The sequence below is a fragment of the Legionella tunisiensis genome (genome assembly GCF_000308315.1).
GTDB classification, from domain to species: domain Bacteria; phylum Pseudomonadota; class Gammaproteobacteria; order Legionellales; family Legionellaceae; genus Tatlockia; species Tatlockia tunisiensis.
This window is the reverse complement of sequence record NZ_CALJ01000235.1, coordinates 1-10,787: the sequence shown is the minus strand read 5'-3', so window position 1 is coordinate 10,787 and position 10,787 is coordinate 1. Positions and strand designations below refer to the sequence as shown.

Genomic DNA, 10,787 nt, shown 5'->3' with positions numbered 1-10,787 from the left:
TTTGTAGAAACAATGATAGAGAGATTAGAGATCTACAATCAACACGCTCTTTTAGGGGCTTATATTTTACCCTTAAAAGCCTGTCAAACTGTACCTTATTCTCACCTTGATAGTGCAATCCGTGAGGTTATTGAGGGTTTGGAGAATACGTTGGATACGAAGACCACTGATCTTGCTTTTAGCGCCCTAAAATTCTTTACCCATTTACCAGGGGAATCCACAATAATTAAATTTGACGCTTGGGGAGGCCTTGAATTAATGGAAACTGATTTGCTGAATCAATCGAAGGAATTGAAGGAGACAAATAGGCTTGAATTTACATTTGTGATGTAGCAAGGCCTCTGCATCAGAAGCCTTGCTTTTGTCAAACTCAGGTAAACTGTAAATGATTATCTTTCCAGAGAACATTTATTTTATCACCTGGCTTAAATTGGCCTGTTAATAACGATTGGGCCAATGGATTTTCTAGTTTTTGCTGAATAGTCCGTTTCAATGGCCTTGCCCCATACACTGGATCAAAACCTGCTTCAGCAAGGTGTGCCAACGCTTCGGAACTAATCTGCAAAGCGATATTTTGCTGGTGCAATCGCTGCTGCAAATAACCAATTTGGATAGTGGCAATATTGGCAATTTGTTCTTTGGTTAAAGCATGGAATACCACGGAATCATCAATACGATTGATGAATTCAGGGCGAAAATGCTGACTGACTAAATCCATGACAGCTGCTTTAATCTGCTCATAATCCAGTTTGGCTCCCATCTCTTGAATAAGTGAAGAACCAATATTGGAAGTCATGACAATCACTGTATTACGGAAATCAACTGTTCTACCTTGGCCATCTGTTAAACGGCCGTCATCAAGCACTTGTAAAAGAATATTAAATACATCGCTATGCGCTTTTTCAATTTCATCCAGTAAGATCACGGAATAGGGACGACGACGTACAGCTTCAGTTAAATAACCACCTTCTTCATAACCCACATAACCTGGAGGTGCGCCAATCAAGCGGGCAACGGAATGTTTTCCATGAATTCAGACATATCAATTCGCACCATGGCTTCTACTGTATCAAAGAGAAAAGCGGCTAAGGCTTTACAAAGCTCGGTTTTACCAACACCTGTTGGACCAAGAAATAAGAAGGAACCAATAGGACGATTTGGATCGGATAAGCCAGCTCGTGAGCGGCGAATAGCATTGGCCACCGCATCAACTGCTTCATTTTGACCAATGAGTCGTTTATGTAAGGCTTCTTCCATGTGTAATAATTTTCCTTTCACCCTCCAGCATTTTAGAAACAGGAATCCCTGTCCATTTAGAAACAACGTCGGCGATTTCTTCCTCAGTGACTTTGTTGCGCACTAGTCTCGTTTCACTGGGTTCAGCGGTAGAAACCTGATTCAGTTGTTTTTCCAGTTCTGGAATGCGGCCGTATTGTAATTCTGACATGCGTGCTAAATCGCCAGCTCTTCTTGCTGTTTCCAATTCAATTTTTGCTTGCTCGAGGGCTTCTTTAATTTGAGTAGCACCTTGTAGCGTGGCTTTTTCTGTTTTCCAGATCTCAGCCAGATCAGCGTAATTTTTCCAGTTCTCCAATAGTTTTTGTAAATCTTCCAAACGTTTTTGGAGGCTTCGTCATGTTCCTTTTTCAGCGCTTCCCGTTCAATTTTTAATTGAATGAGGCGTCTGTCGAGTTTATCCAGACTTTCTGGTTTGGAATCAATTTCCATACGGATTTGACTAGCTGCCTCATCGATTAAATCAATGGCTTTATCAGGTAATTGTCTATCACTAATATAGCGATGAGAAAGTGTGGCGGCTGCTACGATAGCCGGGTCGGTGATTTCAACACCATGATGCACTTCGTAACGCTCTTTTAAGCCACGCAAAATAGCAATGGTATCTTCAACACTTGGCTCGTTGACTAAAACTTTCTGGAAACGGCGTTCAAGGGCTGCATCTTTCTCAATGTACTGACGGTATTCATCCAGTGTTGTGGCACCAATACAATGTAATTCCCCACGTGCGAGAGCAGGTTTTAACATGTTACCTGCATCCATTGCTCCTTCTGCTTTACCGGCACCAACCATCGTATGGAGTTCATCGATAAATAAAATAATTTGCCCTTCTTGTTTCGCCAAATCATTCAAGACGGCTTTTAATCGCTCTTCAAATTCACCACGAAATTTGGCGCCAGCAATTAAGGCTCCCATGTCTAAGGACAATAAACGTTTGTCTTTTAAGCCCTCAGGTACTTCGCCATTAACAATTCGTTGCGCCAAGCCTTCCACAATAGCTGTTTTTCCTACCCCAGGTTCTCCAATGAGGACGGGGTTATTTTTGTACGTCGTTGCAGGACTTGGATAGTACGACGTATTTCATCATCGCGACCAATCACTGGATCCAACTTACCTTGTTCTGCACGCTCCGTTAAATCAAGCGTATATTTTTCCAGCGCTTGTCGTTGTTCTTCAGCATTGGGATCATTTACTGTTTCATTACCCCGGATGTCATTGATAGCTTTTTCGATTGCCTGCTTATCAGCACCAGCTTGCTTTAATAATTTGGCCAGCGATCCGTCTTCACTAATAGCCGCTAAGACAAATATCTCACTGGAAATATAACTGTCTTTTCTTTGTTGAGATAATTTGTCAGTGAGATTAAGCAAGCGTCCAAGAGCATTGGAAATATGGATATCTCCTCCTGTTCCTGAAACTTTAGGCAGTTTATCCAGAGCCTGGTCTATTAAGGTTCGCAGCTGGGATAAATTAACTCCAGCTTTCGTTAACAAAGGCCGGCAACTGCCGCCTTGTTGATCAAGCAGTGCTTTCATGAGATGTTCTGGTTCAATAAAACCATTATCTCTCCCCAACGCTAATGATTGGGCATCGGCTAAAGCCATTTGGAATTTTGAGGTAAGCTTGTCCATTCTCATATAAAGGTCTCTCTTTTTCAGGAAATGATTGTTTAAATGATGCAGTACCCCGTAAAATGAGGGCTCTTTTGACAATATCAAGTATTAATTATGAATAATAATCCAATGACTGAGAATCCAGATTCTCAAACCTTGTTAAACCAGATTGTTATTGAGTTTATGAAGGAACAGAAGAGAAAACGCCGTTGGCGTTGGGTAAAGAGAATCATTTTCTTATTGCTGCTTGCCTTTGTTATTTATGCAGTTATCACTTATAGAGATGAGGATAAAGCGTTACATGCTAAACCTCACGTAGGTTTGGTTGATGTGAATGGAACTATATTCGATACTGATAGTGGCAGTGCAGAGAATTTTGTGAAGGGTTTGGATGGTGCCTACAAAAATACGGGATTGAAAGCTCTGATCATACGAATTAACAGTCCAGGCGGTAGTGCTGTACAGGCTGACTATATGTACAATGCTCTGCGATATTATCGTCAAAAATATCCTGATATTAAAACGTATGCTGTGTGTGTCGATATGTGTGCTTCCGCTGCTTATTATCTCGCTGCTGGTGCTGATGAAATCTATGCCAATCCTGCAAGCATGGTTGGTTCGATTGGTGTGTTGTATAACGGTTTTGGTTTTACCGATGCCATGCAAAAAATTGGAGTGAGTAGGCGTTTACAGACAGCAGGGGTTAATAAAGGCTTTCTAGATCCTTTCTCACCCGTGGCTCCCGGTGATAAACAACTCCTGCAAACCATGCTGGATGATGTGCATCAGCAATTCATCGCGAAAGTCAAAGAAGGGCGGGGCAACCGTCTTAAAATTGATGATCTTACTTTCTCAGGGCTTTTTTGGACAGGTCAACAGGCTAAAAACCGTGGACTAATTGATGGTTTTGCTAGCAGCGGCCAGATTGCTCGTAATATCGTCAAGATTGACCAAATTATCGACTATACCTATAAGCAAAGTGTATTTGAGAGGATGGCAAAAATATTGGTACTGCTGTTGCCAATCAATTGCCCATAGCAATGGGTATGCAGCAAGGTATAAGAGCTTAAATACTACCGTGTAGTCTTTCGAGATGCATAGAGGCCTCCAGATATTGATCGTCAGACATTAATATTCCCGTGGCCTCTTTCGCTTTTCAATTCTTTGTCTTCATGCATATTGACTTGAAATAGTTTCTGGTAATGATTCAGGTGATAATTATAAAATACACCTCCATTGAGTATGTTTCGCAAAACACCAACGGTTTGTCCTTGTAATCCTTTGACGGAATGAATAGGGTTCTCTTTCAGTACTAAAAACTGCCCTTTATTTAGCATATAAGGCAAACTGAAAATAAAGTTTATTTTAAGGGCATAAGAAATCGGAATGCCTCCCATTGCCAAATCAACTTTACCTTCTTCTAATCGTTTGTAGAGTGCGTTCATACCTATTACATTGCTCTTGCAAGCGCTCGCACAGTAATTCCGCTAAATCAATATCAAATTGATTGTTTGGAGACAGAACGTAAGGTGGCTTAAACATAAGGGTACCAATAGTCAGCGTGGCATGACTCATGGAGGATAGGAAAAGACAGAGGGCTACCAATATGGGTTTAATTCGCATTTGTTAATTCCTTTTAATCACTCGCACATCCTAGAGCAAGATAATATTACATTATTTTACTTTAGTTGTTTTTTGCAACCTGTATCAATAGAGCAGGATTTAACCTATTGATTCTTTTATAGTCTATAAGGTAATCACAGGCTATTCACTTTCAATGTTGTTGACAATCCCCTAGCGCCCTCGCAAAATCGCTGCCTCAACGAATAGCAGAAAATATAGAGGATAAACCAGATGGTTAAGCTTGATAAGCGGCAATGGTTGAAGGGGGTAGGCGTATTCTGTTTTGCATGGATTTTAACGAGCGTCAAGGTAGATGCAGAACAAATTAATCTCCCAGATAATACACCTTATCATCAATTAGAAACATTTATTCCCCTTTACCTTGAGGCAGTCAAGAATCCTTGGCAGACCATTGTAACTGATAAGGCATTACGAATCGGTTCTCGCAGTAATGCGACTATCACTCTTCGTAAACGATTGCAAAGAACAGGGGAGCTTCCAGCTTCTGCCTCAATTAATGATTCTTATTTTGATAAAGAGTTAGAAAAGGCAGTTCAGCTATTTCAGGAAAGGCATGGCATTTTGGCCGATGGTATTGTCGGTAAAGATACATTGAATGCTTTAAACATTTCGCCACAAAAGCGTTTACAGCAGATTTATATTAACATTAAACGTTGGAAAACATTTAGCAAACAGGTTACGCCCAAGTACATATGGATTAATGTTCCAGACTATCGTTTGCGTTATGTCAGCAAGCATAAAACAAAAATAACTTCTCGTGTTATAGTCGGTAAGCGTACACGGGCAACTCCTGAATTAGATTCTGAAATAACCCACATTATTATAAATCCTTATTGGAATGTACCGCCCACCATAGTCAGGCAAGACCTTATTCCAAAAGCACTGACCAATCCAAGTTATCTGGGAGAGCAACATATTCGGGTTTTTCATAAGAATTCATTAAAAAATGAAATTCCACTAAATAAAATTCAATGGTCTGACGTCACTGTTAATCCAAGCGCTTATTTATTTCGACAAGATCCCGGCTCCAAAAATGCCTTGGGACAAATTAAATTTCACTTCGCTAATTCTCATTCTGTTTATTTGCATGATACTCCCTCAAAAGAATTATTTAATAAAGAAAAGCGCTTCTTTAGCTCAGGTTGTGTTCGTTTAGAAAATCCTTTAACTCTTTTTGCAAAAATTGCTAAACATGAGGATTCAATCAAAGATCAATTGCCAGATATTAAACAACTACTAGAGTCTGGACGTACGGTCACCTTTAAGTTGGCAAATCCTATACCCATTCGTGTGACCTATATTACAGCCTGGGTAAACGAAGAGGGGGTGCTGCATTTTTGGGATGATGTATATCAAAGGGATCATCGATTAATAATTAATTCTCATAATCAATATAAAGACCTTCCACAACCGGCATAAAATTAGCAAAACCTAGCTGTTCATTGAAGAGGTTACAAGGCATTCTGTTCAAGCAGGTTCATTAATTCAGCTGCCTCTTCACGAGTGAACGGTTTGGAAATGAATCCGCTAATCTGCGATTTTCGAATTTGAGTAGAAAACATCGCTTTTTTATGAACACTTAACGCCACGATAGGAGTATTTTTATTAAGAGCGCTGCTTTTTTGATGTGCTCTGTAATTTCAAATCCATTGTGTCTGGGTAAGCTTAGATCCATCACAATAAGATCAAAATGCAAAAGATTACATTCCTCAATCGCCTGTTCGCCTGATTCAGCAACAACGATATCACAGTGAAAATCGGCCAAAATAGCTTTAAATGCTTCTTGGGCAGGCTTGGAATCGTCTACTAGCAAGAGTTGATATCTTTTCATAAAATCCCTTTTTAATTGTATGTAAGGGTGATCAGGCTCAATAATAAATTGAGAAACCCGAAGACTACAAGTCCCAAGTTATACCAGTGATTGTTATCTCAGTACATGATTGCGGCAGGTAGTGGACAGTGCGTCGGTTCATTAATTGTATTGTAAATTCCCCGCTTGAGCAGGGAATGAAGTAAATTGGTTATTATACAGACTCAGAAAATTGTGAGATGCCGTCTAATTGAACTTGTATAAGTGTAGTAAGTTCATCAAGCATTTGCTGGCGTGACTCTTGATCTTCTGGAAATTGCTTATAAATAAGATTGGCAAGAAATGCAGACAAAGCCTGAGATACTACTTTACGGTTACGTAGCGGTTGTGGCAGTTTCTCTATGGATTGGGTTAACGCGGACAATAAATTTTGCCCCAATAGATTCATTGCTTTGGAATAATCTTCAGCGGTTAAGGCATCGCCTGGTTGCATTTTATATCCTGTAGTTGTTTGATGAGGCGAGATTATAGAGTCTATCCCCAGTCATTTCAATGTCGTGTTAGATAATAAAAATCTGTACTAACAGGTTAACAAATTAACGCTGTTCCTTTAACACCAAGACACCAATCTTTTGTCTTTATCATCTAAACTATTCCCGCAATGGCGAGAATACAGCTCCTTAACTCTTGATTATTGGCATAAAAGTTTGCAGCAATGATTTGAAGACTTTGGGAGTGCCAGCGACAACATCGCCTTGTTTCATGTAATTTTCGCCACCTTGCAGGTCGCTAATGAGTCCACCTGCTTCTTTGACAATCAAGCTGCCGGCTGCAATATCCCAGGGACGAAGGCCAAATTCCCAGAAGCCATCCAACCTACCGCTCGCTACGTAAGCCAGATCCAACGCGGCGGATCCGGTACGTCTAACACCAGCACATTTACCAATTAATGCTTCAAACGTGGGTAAATAGCGTTGTGCTAGAGCAATATTGCGGAAAGGAAAACCTGTCCCGAGTAAGGAAGCATTTAATTGCGTTTGTTTTGAAACGCGGATACGCCGATCATTTAATTGTGCACCACGGCCACGACTGGCTGAAAAGCATTCGTGGCGTATGGGGTCATAGACAACAGCATGCTCAATACGGTTTTTTACTTTATGGGCGATGGATACTGAAAAGAAAGGGAAGCCATGCATATAGTTAGTTGTACCATCGAGCGGGTCGATAATCCATACTGATTCAGCATTATCATTATGAATACCACTTTCTTCAGCAATAATGCCATGCTCAGGATACGCTTTATGGATAGTATAAATAATGGCTTGCTCTGCCTTGATATCCACTTCAGTAAAATATTCTTCACTGCTTTTTGCAGTGACCTTAATCCGATCAAGTTGTTCTAAATGGCGGACGATGATATCACCGGCAAGACGTGCGGCGGTGATGGCAATATTTAATAGTGGTTGCATGGATTCACTCGTTTTTAGCAAAGTTCGCGATTCTAACACATTTTTTTGTACAGAGAGAAGTCATTGCTGGTATAGTTGCGATTATTGAATAATTTAGACTGTTGTTATGAAATTTGCTTCAATTCGAATAGTACTGATTGAAACGTCTCATCCTGGCAATATCGGTTCAGCTGCAAGAGCAATGAAAACGATGGGTTTACATAAGCTCTATCTGGTTTCTCCGAAGTCTTTTCCTGATCAAAAAGCTTATGAAATGGCGGCCGGCGCGGATGATCTGTTGCAGCAGGTAGTGGTTTGTGACTCATTGGAAGAGGCGCTTACAGGTTGCCAAGTGATTATTGCTACCAGTGCCAGACCGCGGGGTCTTAGCCTACCTGGTTTAACTCCAGCAAGTTGTGCAGAACTTGTTCGTTCTCAGCCTGATGAGACTGAGGTAGCGGTTATTTTTGGCCGTGAACGTTCAGGGCTTACTAATGAAGAGTTATTGCGCTGCCATTATCATGTCAATATTCCCTCTAATCCAGTATACAGTTCTTTAAACCTATCTCAGGCTGTACAAATTATTGCCTATGAATTGCGAATGAAACTATTATCACCTGAGACCGATGTTGGCTTACGCCATGATCGTTTGGCAACAGCAGATGAGGCGGAACAGTTTTATACTCATCTAATAGAAGTATTACAAGCAATAAATTTTTTAAAGAGTACCAAGCCGACTAGACGCTTGGTACAACGGATTAGAAGGCTATTTAATCGTGCAGGACTAGAATACATGGAAGTTACTATTCTACGGGGAATTTTAAGCCATATGCAAAATGCATTGAAGTATGCGAAGGATCGCTAGTGGGGGTTAAGCATGGGTAAATTACCGATCTATTTGGATTATATGGCAACTACGCCTGTTGATCCGGAGGTAATTGAAAAAATGATGAAGTATTTAGGGCCGGATGGTTGTTTTGGTAATCCAGCTTCGATTACTCATGTCTATGGTAAGCTGGCGGCTGAAGCTGTGGATTGTGCGCGTGCACAGATAGCTGCTGCCATTCGTGCGCAGCCACAAGAAATAGTGTTTACTTCCGGTGCGACCGAGGCGGATAACCTAGCCATTTTGGGAGCAGCCCGTTTTTATCAAAGGAAAGGTCGCCATGTAGTTACCATGCTTACAGAACATAAGGCAGTACTTGATAGTTTCCATCAATTAGAGAAAGAAGGCTTTCAAGTAACCTATCTTGAACCACAGCCAGATGGTTTACTCGATATACAATCGCTGGCTCAAGCTCTTAGAGATGAAACAATTTTAGTGTCTATCATGCACGTTAATAATGAAATAGGCGTTGTGCAGGATATTAGTGCTATTGGTGAATTGCTGCGTGGTAAAGGAATTATTTTCCATGTCGATGCGGCACAAAGTGCCGGTAAAATTGAAATCGATCTGCATAAAATGTCCGTTGATCTGATGTCGTTTTCTGCTCATAAAAATTACGGTCCCAAAGGTATAGGTGCTTTATATGTTCGTCATAAACCGCGAATTCGTATTCAAGCACTTTCTTTCGGGGGTGGTCATGAAGGTGGAATGCGTTCAGGTACATTAGCAACACATCAGATAGTGGCGATGGGAGAAGCTTTTGCTATAGCGGAACATTCCCGAATAGAAGAGCAAGATCGTATTTTGCGTTTGCGTCAGCAATTATGGCAAGGGATTAAACATCTGCCCGGAATTCGTTTAAATGGCCATGAACAACAACGCATTGCTGGAAATTTAAATGTGACTTTTGCTGGTGTTGATGGAGATTCACTCTTATTCGCTTTGCGTGAATTAGCTATTTCAACTGCCTCCGCTTGTTCAGCGGCAAGTAGGCAGCCTTCTTATGTACTAAGGGCCCTAGGCTTGAATGATGAGTTAGCGTATAGTTCAATTCGATTGTCTTGTGGTCGTTTTACTACTGAGGAGCAAGTGAAACAGGCCATTGAAATAATTTGTTATCAGATAAACCGTTTGCACGAAATATCACCACTATGATGTATAATGAACTTGTAGAATCTTGCTTTTTTTCGCCAAACCATGTTGGTGTATTGGATTTATCACAGCCATTGTGTGTTCATTATCACGGGGGAGAGGCTGGTCGAGGGGATGTCTTCGACTTTTATTTGTGTTGTGATGAGCAAGGTCGCGTCCTTAAGGCGCGCTTTAAAGCCTATGGTAACCCTTATCTGATTGCTACTGCTGAATGGTTGTGCCGGAAATTGGAAGGGAGTTTGTTGGAGATACATCCAAGATATGATTATGCTTGGCTAATACAACAATTTGCTTTACCAACGATTCGCTATCATGTAGCACTGCAGATTGAGGATGGTTATAAAGAAATCGTGAGGATGATGAAAGCAAAATTGAGTCGCTGATTTCATTATCTTACTAGCGGAATGTCAATAACGCTGTGTTTAATATAATTTAAGGGTAGAAAGGGGGAAAATAATGAGTGAAGTTATGCAACATAAGAGTGATTCTGTAATGGGTATTACTTTAAGTGAAGCAGCTACCCGTCATGTACTCTCTGATCTAGCCAAACAGAAGGATTGCAAAGGGATTCGTTTATCGGTAAAGAAAACTGGCTGCTCAGGTTTGTCTTATGTTGTGGATTACGTTGCAGTGATTCAAGAGAACGACATTGTTCTGCCACTGGCGGGTGATTATCACATCTGTATTGATAAAGGCAGTTATCCCTATCTTAAAGGTATGAGTATTGATTACGTCAAACAGGGGTTAAATCACAAGTTTGTTTTTAATAATCCTAATCAAACAGGTCAATGTGGGTGTGGAGAGAGTTTTACAGTGGAGTAACTCTTGAGGCTCATCACTCATTATCGCGATTTCTGGGTCACTTGGGTACTTATCAAGTCGCAGTCTTCCATGGGTGGCCACCAGGTACCTTATTTAAATTCCCTGTAGAAATTTTT

Annotated in this window: 12 protein-coding genes and 2 pseudogenes; 7 read left to right on the top strand and 7 right to left on the bottom strand. The window is 40.8% G+C overall.

Going from position 1 to position 10,787, the window contains the following annotated elements; genetic code table 11:
- Positions 1–333, top strand: a 333-nt coding sequence (locus tag BN58_RS14215; RefSeq protein WP_026069502.1) for a hypothetical protein, incomplete at its 5' end; no start/stop codon positions are given.
- Positions 334–370: 37 nt separating this feature from the next.
- Here the strand turns inward: BN58_RS14215 and clpB are convergent.
- A pseudogene (clpB, locus tag BN58_RS25685) lies at positions 371–2,933 on the bottom strand (ATP-dependent chaperone ClpB).
- A gap of 90 nt (positions 2,934–3,023) precedes the next feature.
- On the opposite strand from clpB, the pseudogene BN58_RS25680 reads away from it, so the two are divergent.
- Positions 3,024–3,979, top strand: a pseudogene (locus tag BN58_RS25680) (S49 family peptidase).
- A gap of 51 nt (positions 3,980–4,030) precedes the next feature.
- Here BN58_RS25680 and BN58_RS14180 read toward each other — a convergent pair.
- Positions 4,031–4,354: a type 2 periplasmic-binding domain-containing protein gene (locus BN58_RS14180; RefSeq protein ID WP_019217391.1), complete on the bottom strand. Its 324-nt coding sequence runs from the start codon at positions 4,352–4,354 to the stop codon at positions 4,031–4,033.
- Positions 4,320–4,532: a hypothetical protein gene (locus tag BN58_RS31005; protein WP_156812537.1), complete on the bottom strand. Its 213-nt coding sequence runs from the start codon at positions 4,530–4,532 to the stop codon at positions 4,320–4,322. The genes BN58_RS14180 and BN58_RS31005 overlap by 35 nt, the downstream gene beginning before the upstream one ends.
- Positions 4,533–4,763: 231 nt before the next feature.
- Between BN58_RS31005 and BN58_RS25675 the strand changes: the two genes are divergently transcribed.
- Positions 4,764–5,972, top strand: a complete 1,209-nt coding sequence (locus tag BN58_RS25675) for a L,D-transpeptidase family protein (RefSeq protein WP_019217390.1) — start codon at positions 4,764–4,766, stop codon at positions 5,970–5,972.
- A gap of 32 nt (positions 5,973–6,004) precedes the next feature.
- Here the strand turns inward: BN58_RS25675 and BN58_RS31000 are convergent, their stop codons facing one another.
- The 4 genes from BN58_RS31000 to BN58_RS14155 form a co-directional block, all read right to left on the bottom strand.
- Entirely contained in the window at positions 6,005–6,142 is a 138-nt protein-coding gene (locus tag BN58_RS31000; RefSeq protein WP_019217389.1) for a hypothetical protein, read from the bottom strand.
- Positions 6,133–6,384, bottom strand: coding sequence for a response regulator (locus BN58_RS14165; RefSeq protein ID WP_019217388.1), 252 nt, complete (start codon positions 6,382–6,384; stop codon positions 6,133–6,135). Before BN58_RS14165 ends, BN58_RS31000 begins: the two co-directional genes overlap by 10 nt.
- Positions 6,385–6,577: 193 nt before the next feature.
- Complete coding sequence (locus BN58_RS14160) at positions 6,578–6,856, bottom strand: hypothetical protein (RefSeq protein ID WP_019217387.1); 279 nt, start codon at positions 6,854–6,856, stop codon at positions 6,578–6,580.
- 187 nt (positions 6,857–7,043) lie between these two features.
- The gene (locus tag BN58_RS14155) at positions 7,044–7,832 is read right to left on the bottom strand and encodes an inositol monophosphatase family protein (RefSeq protein WP_026069500.1); all 789 of its coding nucleotides are present in this window, start codon (positions 7,830–7,832) and stop codon (positions 7,044–7,046) included.
- 106 nt (positions 7,833–7,938) lie between these two features.
- Here BN58_RS14155 and BN58_RS14150 point away from each other — a divergent pair, with 106 nt between their 5' ends.
- The 4 genes from BN58_RS14150 (at position 7,939) to BN58_RS14135 (ending at position 10,671) form a co-directional block, all read left to right on the top strand.
- Complete coding sequence (locus BN58_RS14150) at positions 7,939–8,676, top strand: RNA methyltransferase (RefSeq protein WP_019217385.1); 738 nt, start codon at positions 7,939–7,941, stop codon at positions 8,674–8,676.
- A gap of 12 nt (positions 8,677–8,688) precedes the next feature.
- On the top strand, positions 8,689–9,852 hold the full coding sequence (locus tag BN58_RS14145) for an IscS subfamily cysteine desulfurase (protein WP_019217384.1): 1,164 nt from the start codon (positions 8,689–8,691) through the stop codon (positions 9,850–9,852).
- A complete protein-coding gene (locus tag BN58_RS14140) occupies positions 9,849–10,232 on the top strand; it encodes an iron-sulfur cluster assembly scaffold protein (protein ID WP_026069499.1) in 384 nt (127 codons plus the stop codon). The genes BN58_RS14145 and BN58_RS14140 overlap by 4 nt, the downstream gene beginning before the upstream one ends.
- 73 nt (positions 10,233–10,305) lie before the next feature.
- The gene (locus BN58_RS14135; RefSeq protein WP_019217382.1) at positions 10,306–10,671 is read left to right on the top strand and encodes a HesB/IscA family protein; all 366 of its coding nucleotides are present in this window, start codon (positions 10,306–10,308) and stop codon (positions 10,669–10,671) included.
- Positions 10,672–10,787: the final 116 nt, after the last annotated feature.

What these genes read in the sequence shown, in the direction of transcription:
- BN58_RS14180 (WP_019217391.1), bottom strand. Translation starts at nt 4,354, where the DNA reads ATGAACGCACTCTACAAACGATTAGAAGAAGGTAAAGTTGATTTGGCA.
- BN58_RS31005 (WP_156812537.1), bottom strand. Translation starts at nt 4,532, where the DNA reads ATGCGAATTAAACCCATATTGGTAGCCCTCTGTCTTTTCCTATCCTCC.
- BN58_RS25675 (WP_019217390.1), top strand. Translation starts at nt 4,764, where the DNA reads ATGGTTAAGCTTGATAAGCGGCAATGGTTGAAGGGGGTAGGCGTATTC.
- BN58_RS14165 (WP_019217388.1), bottom strand. Translation starts at nt 6,384, where the DNA reads ATGAAAAGATATCAACTCTTGCTAGTAGACGATTCCAAGCCTGCCCAA.
- BN58_RS14160 (WP_019217387.1), bottom strand. Translation starts at nt 6,856, where the DNA reads ATGCAACCAGGCGATGCCTTAACCGCTGAAGATTATTCCAAAGCAATG.
- BN58_RS14155 (WP_026069500.1), bottom strand. Translation starts at nt 7,832, where the DNA reads ATGCAACCACTATTAAATATTGCCATCACCGCCGCACGTCTTGCCGGT.
- BN58_RS14150 (WP_019217385.1), top strand. Translation starts at nt 7,939, where the DNA reads ATGAAATTTGCTTCAATTCGAATAGTACTGATTGAAACGTCTCATCCT.
- BN58_RS14145 (WP_019217384.1), top strand. Translation starts at nt 8,689, where the DNA reads ATGGGTAAATTACCGATCTATTTGGATTATATGGCAACTACGCCTGTT.
- BN58_RS14140 (WP_026069499.1), top strand. Translation starts at nt 9,849, where the DNA reads ATGATGTATAATGAACTTGTAGAATCTTGCTTTTTTTCGCCAAACCAT.
- BN58_RS14135 (WP_019217382.1), top strand. Translation starts at nt 10,306, where the DNA reads ATGAGTGAAGTTATGCAACATAAGAGTGATTCTGTAATGGGTATTACT.